General features: G+C 64.2%; 16 protein-coding genes, 1 tRNA gene and 1 pseudogene. 12 read left to right on the top strand and 6 right to left on the bottom strand.

Features of this window, described 5'->3' with window-relative positions:
• Positions 1 to 58: 58 nt before the first annotated feature.
• The 3 genes and pseudogenes from ACI2KK_RS13245 to ACI2KK_RS13235 all read right to left on the bottom strand — a co-directional run bounded on the left by ACI2KK_RS13245 (position 59) and on the right by ACI2KK_RS13235 (position 3,534).
• Positions 59 to 814, bottom strand: a complete 756-nt coding sequence (locus tag ACI2KK_RS13245; RefSeq protein ID WP_369992262.1) for a methyl-accepting chemotaxis protein — start codon at positions 812 to 814, stop codon at positions 59 to 61.
• Between the two features lie 102 nt (positions 815 to 916).
• Positions 917 to 1,906, bottom strand: a pseudogene (locus ACI2KK_RS13240) (HAMP domain-containing protein); the annotation flags it as partial.
• A gap of 278 nt (positions 1,907 to 2,184) precedes the next feature.
• On the bottom strand, positions 2,185 to 3,534 hold the full coding sequence (locus ACI2KK_RS13235; RefSeq protein WP_404669221.1) for an APC family permease: 1,350 nt from the start codon (positions 3,532 to 3,534) through the stop codon (positions 2,185 to 2,187).
• Positions 3,535 to 4,060: 526 nt separating this feature from the next.
• Here ACI2KK_RS13235 and ACI2KK_RS13230 point away from each other — a divergent pair.
• Together ACI2KK_RS13230 and nadA are read left to right on the top strand one after the other, a co-directional pair.
• A complete protein-coding gene (locus ACI2KK_RS13230) occupies positions 4,061 to 5,575 on the top strand; it encodes a YdgA family protein (protein WP_404669220.1) in 1,515 nt (504 codons plus the stop codon).
• Between the two features lie 293 nt (positions 5,576 to 5,868).
• The gene (nadA, locus tag ACI2KK_RS13225) at positions 5,869 to 6,927 is read left to right on the top strand and encodes a quinolinate synthase NadA (protein ID WP_217839878.1); all 1,059 of its coding nucleotides are present in this window, start codon (positions 5,869 to 5,871) and stop codon (positions 6,925 to 6,927) included.
• Positions 6,928 to 7,268: 341 nt separating this feature from the next.
• Here nadA and ACI2KK_RS13220 read toward each other — a convergent pair whose 3' ends face one another.
• Positions 7,269 to 8,705 (bottom strand): M48 family metalloprotease, encoded by a 1,437-nt coding sequence (locus tag ACI2KK_RS13220; protein ID WP_404669219.1) that lies wholly within the window; start codon positions 8,703 to 8,705, stop codon positions 7,269 to 7,271.
• A gap of 106 nt (positions 8,706 to 8,811) precedes the next feature.
• On the opposite strand from ACI2KK_RS13220, the gene ACI2KK_RS13215 reads away from it, so the two are divergent.
• Entirely contained in the window at positions 8,812 to 9,051 is a 240-nt protein-coding gene (locus ACI2KK_RS13215; RefSeq protein WP_369987715.1) for a sulfurtransferase TusA family protein, read from the top strand.
• A 21-nt stretch (positions 9,052 to 9,072) separates the two neighbouring features.
• The gene (locus tag ACI2KK_RS13210; protein ID WP_217886112.1) at positions 9,073 to 10,143 is read left to right on the top strand and encodes an AI-2E family transporter; all 1,071 of its coding nucleotides are present in this window, start codon (positions 9,073 to 9,075) and stop codon (positions 10,141 to 10,143) included.
• Positions 10,144 to 10,247: 104 nt separating this feature from the next.
• Here ACI2KK_RS13210 and ACI2KK_RS13205 read toward each other — a convergent pair whose 3' ends face one another.
• The gene (locus tag ACI2KK_RS13205; RefSeq protein WP_217839874.1) at positions 10,248 to 10,721 is read right to left on the bottom strand and encodes a peroxiredoxin; all 474 of its coding nucleotides are present in this window, start codon (positions 10,719 to 10,721) and stop codon (positions 10,248 to 10,250) included.
• Positions 10,722 to 10,731: 10 nt separating this feature from the next.
• Positions 10,732 to 11,292, bottom strand: coding sequence for a glycine cleavage system protein R (locus ACI2KK_RS13200; RefSeq protein WP_217886111.1), 561 nt, complete (start codon positions 11,290 to 11,292; stop codon positions 10,732 to 10,734).
• Positions 11,293 to 11,517: 225 nt separating this feature from the next.
• Here ACI2KK_RS13200 and dapA point away from each other — a divergent pair, with 225 nt between their 5' ends.
• The 8 genes from dapA (at position 11,518) to ACI2KK_RS13160 (ending at position 16,425) form a co-directional block, all read left to right on the top strand.
• Complete coding sequence (dapA, locus tag ACI2KK_RS13195; protein WP_404669218.1) at positions 11,518 to 12,405, top strand: 4-hydroxy-tetrahydrodipicolinate synthase; 888 nt, start codon at positions 11,518 to 11,520, stop codon at positions 12,403 to 12,405.
• A 17-nt stretch (positions 12,406 to 12,422) separates the two neighbouring features.
• On the top strand, positions 12,423 to 13,538 hold the full coding sequence (bamC, locus tag ACI2KK_RS13190; RefSeq protein WP_404669217.1) for an outer membrane protein assembly factor BamC: 1,116 nt from the start codon (positions 12,423 to 12,425) through the stop codon (positions 13,536 to 13,538).
• Positions 13,539 to 14,297 (top strand): MBL fold metallo-hydrolase, encoded by a 759-nt coding sequence (locus ACI2KK_RS13185; RefSeq protein WP_404669216.1) that lies wholly within the window; start codon positions 13,539 to 13,541, stop codon positions 14,295 to 14,297.
• Positions 14,298 to 14,325: 28 nt separating this feature from the next.
• A complete protein-coding gene (gene purC, locus ACI2KK_RS13180) occupies positions 14,326 to 15,036 on the top strand; it encodes a phosphoribosylaminoimidazolesuccinocarboxamide synthase (RefSeq protein ID WP_404669215.1) in 711 nt (236 codons plus the stop codon).
• Between the two features lie 91 nt (positions 15,037 to 15,127).
• A tRNA-Ser gene (locus tag ACI2KK_RS13175) sits at positions 15,128 to 15,217 on the top strand.
• A gap of 131 nt (positions 15,218 to 15,348) precedes the next feature.
• Entirely contained in the window at positions 15,349 to 15,828 is a 480-nt protein-coding gene (locus ACI2KK_RS13170) for a hypothetical protein (RefSeq protein WP_404669214.1), read from the top strand.
• Between the two features lie 12 nt (positions 15,829 to 15,840).
• Entirely contained in the window at positions 15,841 to 16,083 is a 243-nt protein-coding gene (locus ACI2KK_RS13165; RefSeq protein WP_404669213.1) for a hypothetical protein, read from the top strand.
• Positions 16,084 to 16,233: 150 nt separating this feature from the next.
• The gene (locus ACI2KK_RS13160) at positions 16,234 to 16,425 is read left to right on the top strand and encodes a DUF4223 family protein (protein WP_138218418.1); all 192 of its coding nucleotides are present in this window, start codon (positions 16,234 to 16,236) and stop codon (positions 16,423 to 16,425) included.
• The last annotated feature ends 238 nt before the right edge of the window (positions 16,426 to 16,663 follow it).

Here is a 16,663-nt window from a genome sequence, read left to right as displayed (position 1 = left end):
GCCAGTGCAGGCAGCACAGGGCCATGCAGCGCCCGGCACCGCTTAGCGCGGGGCGGGTTCAGACGCGGAATTGCTCCATCAACGCCTGCTGCTGGTTGGCCAGGCGGTTCAGCGCCTGGCTGATGTGCGCCGACTCCTCGGCCTGGCCAGACAACGACTCGGTAACGTCGCGAATACCCGCCACGTTGCGGTTCACTTCCTCGGCCACGGCGCTTTGCTCTTCGGCGGCGGAGGCGATTTGCAGGTTCATGTCGCTGATCACCGCCACCGCCTCGCCGATGCGCTGCAGCGCAGGCAGGGTCAGGGCCATCTGCGCGGCGCTGTCCTGGGCCTGGCGCTGGCCGCCCTGCATGGCACCGACCACGTCATGGGTACCTTGCTGCAGGCCTTCGATCACCTGGCGAATCTCCTCCACCGACACTTGCGTGCGCTGGGCCAGGTTGCGCACTTCGTCGGCCACCACGGCAAAGCCACGCCCGGCCTCACCGGCGCGGGCAGCCTCGATGGCGGCGTTGAGGGCCAGCAGGTTGGTCTGCTCGGCAATGGCGCGGATCACCTCCAGCACCGAGCCGATCTGCTCGCTGCTGCTTTCCAGCGCGCGGGCTTGCTCCATGGCCGCATCCATGCCGCCGGCCAGGCGTTCGATGGCCTGGCCGGCGGCGCCCACCAGGTCGAGGCCTTCGCGGGTGGCCTGGTCGGCGCCACGGGCAGCGTGTGCGGCCTGCGAGGCGTTGCGCGCCACATCCTGGGCGGTGGCGCTCATTTCGTTGGCGGCGGTGGCCACCTGCTCGATCTCGCGGTGCTGCTGCTGCATGCCGGCGCTGGTCTGGCTGGCGATCAGCGCCGACTGATCAGCCGTGCCGCGGGCTTCGCCCAACGAGCCTTTGACCTGGGCGATCACCGGTTGCAGCTTGTCGAGGAAGCGGTTGAACCAGCTGCTGAGCTGGCCCAGTTCGTCGTCGCGGGCGTAGTCCAGGCGGCGGGTCAGGTCACCTTCGCCACTGGCGATGTCCTTCAGGCGTGCGGCCACGGCGAGGATCGGCCGGGTCACCCCGCGGGCGGTCAGCCACACCAGCAGCAGGCCGAGCACGGCGGCGCCCAGGCCCACCAGCAGGCTGGTCAGGTTGGCGCTGCGGTTGTGTTCGTCCAGGCGCTGGTTGAGGGCCACGGCGGGGGCTTGCAGCACGCTCTCTGGCAGTTCCAGCAACACCTGCCAGGGCGCTGCGCCGGGGATCGGCGCGAACGGGTGGGCGACCCGCAGCATGCCTTGCGCCGTGTCCTGGTTGAGGGCACGGCCCAGCTTGCTTGCATCCAGGCTGTGCCCGGCCAGCAGGCCGGCGGGGCTGACGATGCTCACCTGGCCCTGGCCGTCGAACAGCTCCTGGCGCCCGGCCAGGCTCAGTTGCTGCAGGTTGTTCAGGCCAATGTCCAGGCCCACCACGCCAACCACTTTGCCCGCTTCGAGCAGGGGCAGGGCGATGCTGGTCATCAGCACCTGCTGGCCGTTGACGTCGTCCAGGTAGGGTTCGAGCATGCACGGCCGGCCGCTCTCCAGCGGGCAGGTCAGCCAGCGGTTCTTGGCGATGCCGTTGCTGCCCAGGCTGGCGTCGCCGAGCATCGACTCGGGCATGGCTTCCTGCTCCAGGGCGCCGGGGCTGGGTTGCGACCAATACAGCGAGAAACGCCCGGTCTCGTTGCTGCCGGTGGCATCGGCGCCGATGAACCGGCTGTCCTGGTGGTCCAGGGCGTTGGGCTGGAACACCAGGTACAGGCCGATGATGTCGGGGTTGCCGGCCAGGCTCGCCTGGGCCTGGCGGGTCAGGTCGGCACGCAAATCGCTGGCGCCTTTTTGCTTGAGCACCTGCACCAGGCGGGCAAAGCCGTTGCCGTACTGGTAGGCGTCCATGAAGTAGCGCTGGATGCGCAGCGCCTGGGTTTCGGCATGCGCCTGCAGGCGCAGGCGGGCGCTGTGCTCGAGCATTTCGGTGCTGGCCTGGCTGACCAGGGCAGCGCTGCGCCGGGCCTGGCCCAGCGCGCTGGTGACCAGCACGGCGACGATGGCCAGCAGGCACAGGCCGGCGAGCAGGGTGATCTTCCACTGGATGGTGAGGCGACGCGGCAACATGGGCGGATCCTTCACGGTCTGAAAGCAGCACGCCCGCGGTCAGGCGGGCGTGGGTGGGTTCATTCAGCGATGTAGTTCGGCGGCGCGACGCGGAAGGCCTTGGTCAGCCAGCCCAGGTACAGCACGCCAAGCGCTGCCCAGACCCCGCCGAACAGCAGCGAGTGCTCGTTCAGGTCCAGCCACAGCGAAACGATGATGCAAAAGCCGATGGTCGGCAGCACCAGGTACTTCATCTTGTTCGCCAGCCCCTGGCGCAAGCCTTCGCGCAGGAAGCAGTGGTTGATCACCGACAGGTTGACGAAGCTGAACGCCACCAGCGCGCCGAAGTTGATCACCGAAGTGGCGGTGACCAGGTCGAAGAAGATCGCCGACAGCGAAATCAGGCCGACCACGATGATGTTCAGTACCGGGGTCTTGTAGCGCGGGTGCAGGCGGGCGAACACCCCGGCCGGCAACACGTTGTCGCGGCCCATCACGTACAACAGGCGCGATACGCTGGTCTGCGAGGCCAGGCCCGAGGCGATGGTGTTGATCACCGTGCAGGCGATGAACACCGACTGGAACAGCTTGCCACCGACATACAGGGCGATTTCCGGCAGCGCCGCTTCCTGGTCGTGGAAGCGCTGCATGGTCGGGAAGTAGGCCTGGATGAAGTACGACACGCCGATGAACATCACCCCGCCGATCAGCGCGGTGAGGAAGATCGCCTTGGGGATGGTCTTGCCCGGGTCGCGGGTTTCTTCCGACAGGCAGGTGACCGCATCGAAGCCCAGGAACGAGAAGCACAGGATGGTCGCCCCGGCCGCCAGGGCGGCGAACTGGGTCTTGTCGTCGATGAACGGCGTCAGGCTCCACGCGGTGCCCAGGCCCTCTCCCTGATCCAGGCCACGCACGCAGAGGTAGACGAACACGCTCATGATGGCCACCTGCACCAGCACGAACAGCAAGTTGAAATGCGCCACCAGGTTGATGCTGCGCATGTTGATCAGGCTGATCAGGGTGACGAAGCCGACCACCCAGGCCCACTCCGGGACCTCGGGGAACATCGCCGACAGGTACAGCTTGGCCAGCAGCGCGTTGACCATGGGCAGCAGCAGGTAGTCGAGCAGCGACGACCAGCCCACCAGAAAGCCCACGTGCGGGTTGATCGCGCGTTGGGTGTAGGTGTAAGCCGAACCCGACTGCGGGAAGCGCCGCACCAGGGTGCCGTAGCTCACCGCGGTGAACAGCACCCCGGCCAGGGCCAGGATGTAGGCACTGGGCACGTGCCCGGCAGTGATGCCGGAGACGATGCCGAAGGTGTCGAACACGGTCATCGGGGTGAGGTAGGCCAGGCCGATGATCACCACGTGCCAGAGGCGCAGGGATTTACGGAACTGGCCGTTGCCGGTGGCGCTTTGCTCATGCATGCGGGCGGCACTCCTGTTGCGGGGCTGCGGGCACGAACGGCGGGCACGGCAAGGTCGAGCGGGTTGGCTCCATGTTGTTCACCTTTTATGGAGGAGCTGCGAGGTGCGCGGGGAGGGCGCTGGTGTCAGGGCTGGCAGGGCCGGGACGAGGAAGGCGGCGCGTGCTGGGCGGGGCGTGGAGGCATCATGACGGCGCGTTGTTCTTCTTCGTGGAATGGGGCGCTTGCAAGGTGGGTGGAATAAAAAACGATGCCTAGGGAGGTGTCAAGTTAAACATGACAGAGTGATGAAGGATTAGAAGGTGAATCGGTTAATTTGGCCGAAATGTACTGATATTTTTAAAGGGTATGGCGTAATAGTCGATGTTGGTGTCCGTTAAATTTTACGTTTTAGGCCTCGTTGCCGGGCAAGCCTGCTCCTGCAGGAAGTCGGGCCGGTGCAGCCACCACAACCTATGGGATATTCTTCACCCGCCGCGCGGCGACTCCCTGGTCCGCGCCCTTATGGACAGCAATCGGTTCAATTCATGAAGAAATCAACAGGCATCCTTTCCGGTCTGGCTATCGCCATTGCCGTCGCAACCACCGCTGGCGCCTGGTACACCGGTAAGCAACTGCCGGCGGAGCTTGAGCGCTCCATCGCCAATGGCAACGCCGAGCTGAAGAAAGCCCTGGTGGGTACCGGTGGCAGCATGACCATCGAACTGGTCTCGCTGGACCAGCACTTCTTCACCAGCACCGCGCACTACCGCCTGAAGGCCAAGGATATCCAGCTGGGCGAAGTGGAAAAGCTGAACTTCGACGTCGGCGTGGTCGACCAGATCGAGCACGGCCCGTTCCCCTGGTCGCGGGTCAAGGCGTTCAAGCTGATGCCGGTGATGGCCACCAGCAACAGTGCGCTGGAAAAGGATGACAACACCGCCGACTGGTTCGCTGCCGCCGGCGACCAACCGCCGGTCAGCGGCCAGGTCAGCCTGGGCTATGGCGGCCATGTCGAGAGCGACATTCGCCTGGCGCCGGTCAAGCTCGAGCAGGATGGCCAGAAGGTCGTCGACTTCTCCGGCATGCAACTGCTGGTGAGCGGTGACCAGGAAGGCAAGGCGGCCGAGGTGCACGGCAACATGGGCAGCCTGGAGCTGAACTTCGCCGATGCCCAGGATACCCCGGTCAAGGTGCTGCTCAAGGGCTTCAAGCTGGGCGGCAAGCTCAGCCAGACCGCCCACGACATGATCTATGTCGGCAACATCGACCTGGCCCTGGCCAACGTACAGGTGACCAGCGGGCCGAAGCAGGAAGTGCTGCTGCTCGAAGACCTGCAGCAGAACAACCTGTACAGCGCCGATGGCGATGCCAAGGACAAGCTGTCCGGGCGCCTGGAATACAAGGTTGGCGACATCACCTACGCCGGGCGCAAGGTCGGCAGCGGCGAGATGGTCTTCACCATGAAGTCCATCGACATCCCGGCCATGCAGTCGCTGATGCAGTGGTACCAGAGCCGCCTGCCGGAAGTACAGCAAGCTGCCGCCGAAGGCGCGGGGCTGCCGGCGCTGGAGATGACCCCGGAAGAAAAGGCCAAGGTGCAGGCCGACCTGCAGCAGCTGCTGGCCGGCAAGCCGCAGTTCGCCTTGGAAAAGCTGGCGTTCAAGACCGCCAACGGCGAGAGCCACTTCAACCTGGCCATGGATTTTGCCAACCCCACCTCGTTTGACCTGCCGCCTGACCAGTTGGGCAAGCAGCTGGTCAGCCGCCTGCACAGCAAGCTCAGCGTGTCCAAGCCGATGATCGGCGATTTGGCCACCCTGCAGGCGCTGCTGGGCGGTGAAACCGATGCCCAGGCCATCGCCCAGCAATCCAGCCAGGCCGGTGAAATGGTCGGCATGATGGCGCTGCAGAGCGGCATGGCCACGGTGCAGGGCAACGATGTGGTCACCAGCCTGCAGTACGCCGACGGCATGGTCGACTTCAATGGCAAGAAAATGACCATTGAAGAGTTCGCCATGCTGATCAGCGGCCACCTGGCGGCCCTGCAGCCGCAGGGCTGACCTGCTGCGCAGCACCCCTGATCGCGGGGCAAGCCCGCTCCGACGCAAGCCCCCCTCAAACTGGGTGTTGCGTGGGAGCGGGCTTGCCCCGCGATTGCGTTGTATGGGCCACCACAAAAACCCCTTTTGCATCGCCCCGATTGCCTGTAGCCTTCGCCGTCCGATAATAATCCGTGCCCGCAGAGGGGCCGGGAGGGCCCGCCCAGGCTGGCCGTCCGGCGCCATTAGCCGATCTGCCAGGGCCGGGTGATACTCTCGACTGACGCGCCCAAGCGCCCCCAGGTCCCGCGATCATGACCCAGATTTCCGAACGCCTGTTGGTTCAGGCCCACCTCGACGCCAAGCAGCCGCACCCGCTGACGCCCGCGCAGGAGGCCGATTACCGTGCGGCCATCGCCGCAGAGCTGAAAAAGCAGAACGCCGTGCTGGTGGCGCACTTTTATTGCGACCCGGTGATCCAGGCCCTGGCCGAAGAGACCGGTGGCTGCGTGTCCGACTCGCTGGAAATGGCCCGCTTCGGCAAGAACCACGAGGCCGACACCGTGGTGGTGGCCGGCGTGCGTTTCATGGGCGAGACCGCAAAAATCCTCACCCCGCACAAGCGTGTGCTGATGCCGACCCTCGAGGCCACCTGCTCGCTCGACCTGGGCTGCCCGGTGGAGGCGTTCTCGGCCTTCTGCGACCAGCACCCCGAGCGCACCGTGGTGGTGTACGCCAACACTTCGGCGGCGGTCAAAGCCCGTGCCGACTGGGTGGTTACCTCCAGTTGCGCGCTGGAGATCGTCGAGAGCCTGATGGACAACGGCGAGACCATCATCTGGGGGCCGGACCAGCACCTGGGCCGCTATATCCAGAAGAAGACCGGCGCCGACATGCTGCTTTGGGACGGTGCGTGCATCGTCCATGAAGAGTTCAAGTCGCGCCAGTTGGCCGACATGAAGGCGCTGTACCCGGATGCCGCCATTCTGGTGCACCCCGAGTCGCCGGAGTCGGTAATCGACCTGGCCGACGCGGTGGGCTCCACCAGCCAACTGATCAAGGCCGCGCAGACCCTGCCGAACAAGCAGTTCATCGTCGCCACCGACCGCGGCATCTTCTACAAGATGCAGCAGCTGTGCCCGGACAAAGAGTTCATCGAAGCCCCCACCGCCGGTAATGGCGCAGCCTGCCGCAGCTGCGCGCACTGCCCGTGGATGGCCATGAACACCCTGGAGCGGGTGCTCGACTGCCTGCGCACCGGCAGCAACGAGATCTTCGTGGAACCTGCGCTGATTCCCAAGGCGATCAAGCCACTGAACCGCATGCTCGACTTCACCCAGGCGGCGCGGATGAAGGTGTCGGGTAACGCTTGATGCTCTATGCACGGTCTTGGGCGGCCTTGTGTCGCGAAACCGGCGACGCGGTGGCTGGCACCGGCTATGCCGGTGTTCGCGGCTAAAGCCGCTCCTACAGGTACAGCGTCTGATTCAGGCTATGTGCAATCCTGTGGGAGCGGGTTTTACCCGCGAAGCCGGCGGCGCGGTCGCTGGCACCGGCTGCGCCGGTGTTCGCGGTGGTCCGGCACTCCGGCAAGCCCGCTCCCACAGGGATTGCATGATCTTCAGGCCTGCGCGGTACCTGTAGGAGCCGGCTTGCCGGCGATGAGGCCGGCACAGGCGGCACAAGGTCGTTGTGTGTGCAGTGTCGCGAAGCGCTAACGCCCCATCATCTCCTTGACCATGCGCTGCTGTTCCATCACCTCGCGCTGGCGCTGGTCGATCTGTGCGGCCAGCGGGAAGTTACTGCCGGCACGGCGCTTGGCGTAGTCGAGCTGCTGGATCGCCTGGTCGAAGTCGCCCACCAGGGTGAAGTACTCGGCGCGGGCGCGGTGCAGGCCGATGGTATTGCCCGAAAGCCCGCGCACTTCAGCCACGTCGTACCACACGTCCGGGTCGTCCGGGCGGTTCTTCACCAGGTCATCCAGCACCTTCTCTGCCTCGGCCGGCTTGCCCTGCTTGACCAGCAGGTCGGCGCGCACCTGTTTGAGCGGGTAGTTGCCCGGGTACAGCTGCTGCATGCGCTGGACCCGCTGCTGGGCGTCGTCCAGGCGGTTGTTGGTGATGTCCAAGTCAATTTGCGCCAGGTTGTAGGTGATGTCGTTGGGCGCCTTGGCCAGCAGCGGCTTGAGGTTCTCCCGCGCTTCGTTGAGCTGGCCGCCTTTGATCAGCGCCAGGGCCAGGCCATAGCGCGCGGCATCGAGTTTCGGGTCTACGTCGAGCTGGGCGCGGAAGCGCTTGGCCGCAAGCCCCGGGGTGCCTTCGTAGGTGAGCGCCACGCGGGCGCGGATCAGCTGGTAGCGCTGGCTGTCCTCGATACCGCCCTTGGGCGCCTGTTCTGCTCGGTTGCGGGTGTCGGCCACGCGCGATTCGGTGACCGGGTGAGTCAGCAGGAATTCCGGCGGCTTGGCGTCGTAACGGTACTGGCGGGCCAGGCGCTCGAACATGCTCGGCATGTTGCGCGGGTCGTAGCCGGCCTTTTCCAGGTTCTGGATGCCGATGCGGTCGGCCTCCTGTTCATTCTGCCGGGAGAAGCGCCGCTGCTCCTGGATCGCTGCCGCCTGGGTACCGGCGATCACGCCGATACCGGCATCCCCACCGCCGCCTGCGGCCAGCACGATACCGGCCAGCAATGCTGCCATCATCGGCAGCTGCATGCGCTGCTGGGCCTCAACGCCACGGGCGAAGTGGCGCTGCGACAAGTGCGCCAGTTCGTGGGCCAGCACCGAGGCGTACTCGCCTTCGGTCTGGGCGTTGAGGAACAAGCCGCCGTTGACCCCGACGATACCGCCGGGCGCGGCGAAGGCGTTGAGTTCCTTGCTGTCGATCAGGATGAATTCCAGGCGCCGGTCCTGCAGCTGGCTGGTTTCGGCCAGCTTGTACACGCTGGTCTCGACGAAGTCCTTGAGCTGCGGGTCGTTGAGCTGGTTGACCTGGCCGCGCAGCAGGCTCAGCCAGGCACGGCCGAGGTCGTGTTCCTGCTTCGGCGAAACGATCGCGGAACTGGCATCGCCCAGTGACGGCAGGTCGTCGGCGTGGCCGGGCAGGGCCATCAGGCAGGCCAGCGCCAGCAGGGTAGGGCGCAGTAGATTCATGCAGAAGCTCGCGTCGGTCAAAAGGCTTACTGTAGCCGGGTCGCACGAAGCCGACCAGTGGCGGTATCCTACCGGCCATTTCCACGCTGCCCAGGAGCTGCGCCCGATGAGTGACACCCAGACTTGTGACGCCGAGCTCGACGCCAGCGGTCTTAATTGTCCATTGCCGCTGCTCAAGGCGAAGATGGAGCTCAACCGCCTGGCCAGTGGCGCGGTGCTCAAGGTGGTGGCCACCGACGCAGGCTCGCAACGCGACTTTCGCACCTTTGCAAAACTGGCCGGTCATACGCTGCTGCACGAAACCGCCGAGGCCGGGGTGTACACCTACTGGCTGCGCAAGGCCTGATTCCCCTCATTAGGATCGTCAATGTTCAAAGTGCTTCGCGACTGGATGCAGCGCTACTTCTCCGATGAGGAGGCGGTGGTGCTGGCGGTCCTGCTGTTCCTGGCCTTCACCGTGGTGCTCACCCTGGGCGGCATGCTGGCGCCGGTGCTGGCGGGCATGGTGCTGGCGTTCCTGATGCAGGGCCTGGTCAACGCCCTGGAGCGTTTGCGGGTGCCTACGCGGCTGGCAGTGTGGCTGGTGTTCGCGCTGTTCATGGGGGCGCTGGCGGTGTTCATGTTGGTGCTGGTGCCGCTTTTGTGGCACCAGTTGATCACCCTGTTCAACGAGCTGCCGGGCATGCTCGGCAAGTGGCAGTCGCTGTTGCTGCTGCTGCCCGAGCGCTACCCGCACCTGGTGTCGGACGAGCAGGTGCTGCGCGCCATCGAGTCGGTGCGCGGTGAGATTGGCAAGTTCGGCCAGTGGGCGCTGACCTTCTCGTTGTCGAGCCTGCCGCTGCTGGTCAACGCGATGATCTACCTAGTGCTGGTGCCGATTCTGGTGTTCTTCTTCCTCAAGGACCGCGAGCTGATCGGGCGCTGGGTCAGCGGCTACCTGCCGCGCCAGCGCACCTTGCTCAACCGGGTGGGCGACGAGATGAACCGGCAGATCGCCAACTATATCCGCGGCAAGGGTATCGAGATTCTCATCTGCGGCGGCGCCACCTACATTGCCTTCATCAGCCTGGGGCTCAATTACGCCGCCTTGCTGGCGCTGCTGGTGGGGCTGTCGGTGGTGGTGCCCTACGTCGGGGCGGTGGTGGTGACCGTGCCGGTGACCTTGATCGCGCTGTTCCAGTGGGGCTGGGGCGACCAGTTCATCTACCTGATGGCGGTGTACGCGATCATCCAGGCGCTGGACGGCAACGTGCTGGTGCCGTTGCTGTTCTCCGAGGCGGTGAGCCTGCACCCGGTGGCGATCATCTGTGCGGTGCTGTTGTTTGGCGGGCTGTGGGGCTTTTGGGGGATTTTCTTCGCCATCCCGCTGGCGACGCTGTTCAAGGCCGTGCTGGATGCCTGGCCGCGGCAGGAGAGCAGCGTTTCGCCGATGCTTTGACCCGTAGGAGCCGGCTTGCCGGCGATGGGGCCCTGGCAGGAAATGGTGTTTCCAGGACTGGCCTCATCGCCGGCAAGCCGGCTCCTACAGGGTTGTGTGCTGTCTCAGGCCTTGTTCAGCGCCTGGGCTGCCGCCAATACGGCATCCACATGCCCCGGCACCTTCACCCCGCGCCACTCCTGGCGCAGCACGCCGTCGCGGTCGATCAGGAAGGTGCTGCGGTCGACGCCCAGGTATTCCTTGCCGTACAGCTTCTTCAGCTTGATCACGTCGAACAGCTGGCACAGGGCCTCGTCCTTGTCGCTGATCAGCTCGAAGGGGAAGGCCTGCTTGGCCTTGAAGTTCTCGTGGGACTTGATGCCATCGCGCGACACGCCGAACACCAGGGTGTTGGCCGCCTGGAACGCCGCGTGCTGGTCGCGGAAACCCTGGCCTTCAGTGGTGCAGCCCGGGGTGCTGTCCTTGGGGTAGAAGTACAGCACCACCTGCTGGCCCTTGAGCTCAGCCAGGCTGACGGTCTGGCCGCTGGTGGCCTGAACCTGGAAGTCGGCGACAGGTTGGTCGAGTGCTACGGCCATGGGAGCCTCCTTAAACAGGGTTTTGTGGGCGCCACGGTTCGATCAGCGCGTCCAGGTTGAGGGCGTCGGCAAAGTCCAGGAACTGGTCACGCAGCCAGCTGATCTGGGTGCCGGCCGGCAGGATCACGGTGAACTGGGCGTTGAGCATGCTGCTGCCGGTCTGCGGGGCCAGGTAGGTGTCGCAGGTCATGGCATCCAGCTCGACGCGGTGGTCGAGGAAGAACTGGCACAGCTCGTTGATGATGTCCGGGCGATAGGCGGCGCTGACATAAGCGACGTACGGCAGTGCCTGGGGGCGCACTTCCTGCTCGGCGCTGCGCACCACATCCAGAGTCAGGCCGTGCTTTTTGGCCAGGCCCGGCAGGGTGGTTTCGAGGCGTGCCAGGGCATCCCAGCTGCCGCCGACCTGCAGCACCAGGGCGCTGGTTTCGCCGTGGCGGGTCAGGCGCGAGGTGACCACCGCGCAGCGGTTGTCGAAGGCTGCGCGGCTCAGCACATTGGCCAGCTCCATGGGGTTGGGGCCCAGGGCGCTGATGACGAGGAATTGTTCGCGAACGGTGGGGGTGGACATGCAGCATTCCTAAAGCGATGAGCGGTCGGCGCAGGACGGGGTTGGCGGCTATTCAGGCAGGCCGGAAGCACTGTCGACGGCCCGACGGGCCGCGCTGCACCGATCAAAGGATCAAGGGTAGCGAAATAAGCCGCGAAGGGGAATGCTCCGCCCGCCTGCTTCGCTTGTGCAAGGCCGATGCCCCCAGTACCATTACCGCTCTCTTTTTCCGGCAGGAGCAGTTACATGATTGCGGGCAGTATGGTGGCGTTGGTCACACCCATGGATGCACAAGGGCGTCTGGACTGGGGCAGCCTCGACAAACTTGTAGACTTCCACCTGGAAAACGGCACCCACGCGATCGTCGCTGTCGGCACCACCGGTGAGTCCGCCACTCTGGATGTAGAAGAGCACATCCTGGTCATCAAGCACGTGGTCGAGCGGGTCAAGCACAGCAAAAAACCCATCCCGGTGATCGCCGGTACCGGTGCCAACTCCACTGCCGAAGCCGTGCACCTGACGCAAAACGCCAAGAATGCCGGCGCCGATGCCTGCCTGCTGGTCGTGCCGTACTACAACAAGCCGACGCAAGAAGGCCTGTACCAGCACTTCAAGCACATCGCCGAAGCCGTCGACATCCCGCAAATTTTGTACAACGTGCCCGGCCGCACCTCCTGCGACATGCAGGCCGACACCGTGATCCGCCTGTCGAAGGTCAAGAACATCATCGGCATCAAGGAAGCCACCGGCGACCTGGTGCGCGCCAAGGCCATCCTCGACGGCGTCGATAGCGACTTCATCGTCATGTCCGGCGACGACCCGACTGCGGTCGAGCTGATCCTGATGGGCGGCAAGGGCAATATTTCGGTCACCGCCAACGTCGCCCCGCGCGAAATGGCCGACCTGTGCGAGGCCGCCCTGGCGGGCGACGCCGAGAAGGCCCGCGCAATCAACGAAAAACTCATGCCGCTGCACAAAGACCTGTTCTGCGAAGCCAACCCGATCCCGGTGAAGTGGGCGCTCGTTGAAATGGGCCTGATGCACAAGGGCATCCGCCTGCCGCTGACCTGGCTGAGCGAAAGCTGCCACGACAAAGTCCGTACTGCCTTGCGCCAGTCCGGCGTACTGGTTTAATCGAGGAAGTACACCGCATGAAGCGACTGGCTGGTCTTTCCACCCTTGCCCTGATCATCTCCAGCACCAGCGGTTGCGGCTGGCTGTGGGGCGAGGACGGCTATTTCCGCGACCGCGGCAGCGATTATCTGGAGGCGCGCCCGACCGCCCCGATGCAGCTGCCGCCGGACGCCACCAACGTCAAGCGTCTTGACCCGCTGCTGCCGATTCCGCGTAACGTCGCCAGCGACAACGCCACCGGCGAGTTCGAGGTTCCGCGCCCGCAGCCGCTGTCGGCCAGCGCCGATGTCAGCGACTTCACCCTGCAGCGCAGCGGCAGCAGCCGCTGGGTGCTGGCCCAGCGCGCCCCGGCCGAAGTCTGGCCGGTGACCCACCAGTTCTTCGAGGATAACGGCTTCCGTATCGCCGAAGAGCGCCCGCAGACCGGCGAATTCACCACCACCTGGCAGCGTTTCGACGAGCTGTCGGCCTCGCTCGGCCAACGCCTGGCCAGTGCCTCCAGCAGCCAGGACAGCGAAGTGCGCGTACGCGTGCGCATGGAGCCCGGCGTGCAGCGCAACACCTCCGAAGTGTACGTGGTCAGCGTCGAGCGCCCGGCTGGCAGCTCCAGCGAGCCTGACTTCCCGTCCACCTCGAGCAATGCCGGCGCCGACGCGCTGCTGGTCGACGAAATGCTCGCCAGCATGAACCGCAACGCCGAGAAGGGCGGTTCGGTGTCGCTGCTGGCCGCGCGCGATTTTGACGCACCAAGCCAGGTCAGTCTGAGCGAGGACGGCAGCGGCAACCCGGTGCTCAACCTCGGTTCCGACCTGGACCGCGCCTGGTCCGGCGTCGGCCGCGCCCTGGAGCAGGGCGAATGGCGGGTCGAGGATATCAACCGCAGCCTGGGCCTGTACTACATCAACCTGTCCGAAAAACCCGACGACAAGCAGAAGGAGCCTGGCTTCTTCAGCCGCCTGTTTGGCAGCGAGCCGACCAAGGAAGAGCGTGAAGCCCGTGCCGAGCGTTACCAGGTACGCCTGAGCAAGGTCGGTGACAACGTTCAGGTAACTGTCGAGAAGAACATCAACACCGTGGCCCCGGCCGATGTCGCCCGCCGCGTGCTGAGCGCCATCCAGGACCGCCTGGGTTAAGTGCGCTTCGCGGTTCTTGGAAGCGGTAGCCAGGGAAACGGCACGCTGATCGCCAGTGGTGACACGTTCATTCTGGTCGATTGCGGCTTTTCGCTGCGTGAAACCGAGCGGCGCCTGGCGCTGCTCGGGGTGTCGGCGGCGCAGTTGAGCGCGGTGCTGGTGACCCACGAACATGCCGACCACGTGCATGGGGTAGGGTTGCTGGCACGCCGCTACAATGTACCGGTCTACATGAGCCAGGGCACCCTGCGCGGCTTGCGCAAGCCGGTGGAGGTGGCCGGGTTCATCGGTTGCGGCGACCTGTTGCAGGTCGGCGAGCTGCAAGTCAGCGCCGCCCGGGTCGAGCACGATGCCTATGAGCCGCTGCAGTACGTGATCAGCGATGGTCGCCGGCGTTTCGGCATGCTCACTGACCTTGGCAGCTACGATTCGCAGCTGCTCGAGCGCTACCAGGGGCTCGATGCGCTGTTGATCGAAGCCAACCACTGCCGCGACCTGCTTGCCCGCGGCCACTACCCGCGCTTTCTCAAGTTGCGGGTTGGCGGCAGCCAGGGCCATTTGAACAACCACCAGGCCGCGAACCTGGTGGCCGAGCTGGGCTGGAACAACCTGCAGCACCTGGTGCTGGCCCACCTCAGCAGCAAGAACAACCTGCCACAACTGGCGCTGCAGTGCTTCGTCGACACCCTCGGGTGCGACCCAGCCTGGCTCCAGGTGGCCAATCAGGACCATGGGCTCGACTGGCGCCACATCGCCTAGCCCACCAACTCAGCAAGCGGAGCCCATCATGGAAAAACGCGACGAACTCTACCGCGGCAAGGCCAAATCGGTTTACCAGACCGACGACGCCGACCGTCTGATCCTGCTGTTCCGCAACGACACCTCGGCGTTCGACGGCAAGCGTATCGAACAGCTCGACCGCAAGGGCATGGTGAACAACAAGTTCAATGCCTTCATCATGCAAAAGCTTGAAGAAGCCGGCGTGCCTACCCAGTTCGACAAGCTGCTGGGCGACAACGAGTGCCTGGTGAAGAAGCTCGACATGATCCCGGTCGAGTGCGTGGTGCGTAACTATGCCGCCGGCAGCCTGGTCAAGCGCCTGGGTGTGGAGGAAGGCATCAAGCTTGAGCCCTCGACCTTCGAGCTGTTCCTGAAGAACGACGAGAAGGGCGACCCCTTCATCAACGAATCCCACGTGGTTGCTTTCGGCTGGGGCTCCGCCGAGCAACTGGTCGAGATGAAGAAGCTGTCGCTGAAGGTCAACGAAGTGCTGAGCAAGCTGTTCGATGACGCCGGCCTGCTGCTGGTCGACTTCAAGCTGGAGTTCGGCGTATTCCACGGCCAGATCGTGCTGGGCGACGAGTTCAGCCCGGACGGCTGCCGCCTGTGGGACAAAGAAACCCGCAAGAAGATGGACAAGGACCGCTTCCGCCAGGGCCTGGGTGACGTGATCGAGGCCTACGAAGAAGTGGCCAAGCGCCTGGGCGTGCCGCTGTAACCGGCGCGTTCACGCAAGCGACTGATACCACGCGAATTTTTTTCAAAAAAAGTTTGCCAAAAGCGAAAACGCTGGTATGATTCGCGCCACTGGAGAGATGCCGGAGTGGTCGAACGGGACGGATTCGAAATCCGTTGTACTGGCAACAGTACCTAGGGTTCAAATCCCTATCTCTCCGCCATTACAGAAGTAGCCGAAGCCCCCGAAAACGTAAAAATTTTCGGGGGCTTCGTCGTTTCTGGGTCTGAACGATTTGCGTCAAACCCGCAGCTTGTAGACAATCGCCGCCTTTGCCTCGAAAGGACGCGTGCAATGAAGTTTGAAGGGACTTACCAGTTTGTGGGCCACCACGGGATCGTATACAACGTCTCGCAGGTCACCCTGACCGACAGCGAGCGCGGGCGCCTGCGCGAACTGCACTTTGGTGAGGCGCGCAGCGCTCACTACGAGGTTAACAGCAAGGTGGTCGAGGTATACGACAAGATGCTGGCCGGGAACCTGCCGTGTCTGATGAGGATCGCCATCTCCAAACCGTTGACCCGCGAGCAGGGCGATGTCCTCAATACCCAGCGCACCACCGTCGCCAATGCTACTGCTTCGGCTCTTGCGTCCGGTGCTGGCTCTGTGGCTAGTCCATGGGTTGGCGTTGCTGTGGGCGTTGGTGTACGCACGTACGTCAATGAGGTCCTGCCTACCTTCCATTCGGGCGATGTGCTGGTCAGCGTCGAGGCCCAGGTCAATGGTGGTATCGGCCCACAGCGCAGCCTTTCCAGCCTGATCATCAAGACCTGAACGGAGGCCTGCATGTCCGAAATTATCCATGCAGTGATTGCCCTTGGGCTCTACATGCTGCTCGATCGGTTTCTCAAGCCCTACGCGCTGCGCAAGTGGCTGGGTGTGGCCCTGACCCTGACCGGCCTGATCGGTTGTGTCGCGGCCAGCCAGACCCGGCTGCTGGGGCTGGATCTGGGCTTGATGGCGGTTTTTGCCGCAGGGCTGGGAGTGGGGTTGTTTCGGCGACGGCGACGTTTTGAAGTGGAAGATTGACGGTCGCCCGCATCGGAAATTGAGTGACGTGGCGTGGTAAAAGCCTAGTTTGCCGGTCTGGCCCGCTCATTCGCTTGGATTAGCAGCCTGTTTTCCGTATCATCCCCGCGCCATCAGCGTGATGGCGGATCATGGACTTAAAGGATTTTTATGAAAAAGCTGATCAAGGCTACTGTAGCCGTTGCTGTCGTTTCGGGCGTTGCCCTGCTGTCCGGTTGCACTGGCCAAGTGTACAACCAGCCTAAGAACTGCTCGTACGACTACCTGTTCCACCCAGCAGTTTCCATCTCCAAGATCATCGGCGGCTGCGGCCCGATCGATAAACTGCCTCAGCAGCAGTAATCTTGGCGATACCCCGATCGGGCCTCTAATGGCTTGATCCAAGACCCCCGGCCATGGATGTGGCTGGGGGTTTTTGTTTATGGGCAGGCCGTTATGTGAACACGATGGGTTTTGCGTTGCCTGTGTGGGCCTCATCGCCGGCAAGCCGGCTCTCATAGAACAAACTACAACTCATTGATTTAACACAGTCCCCGTGGGAAGCGGCCTTGTGTCGCGATGGGCTGCGTAGCGGCCCCAA

This window comes from Pseudomonas sp. NPDC089406 (assembly GCF_044900265.1).
Taxonomy (GTDB): Bacteria; Pseudomonadota; Gammaproteobacteria; order Pseudomonadales; family Pseudomonadaceae; genus Aquipseudomonas; species Aquipseudomonas fakonensis.
Note: the sequence above shows the minus strand (reverse complement) of the source record. Positions and strands in the feature narration are given on the sequence as shown.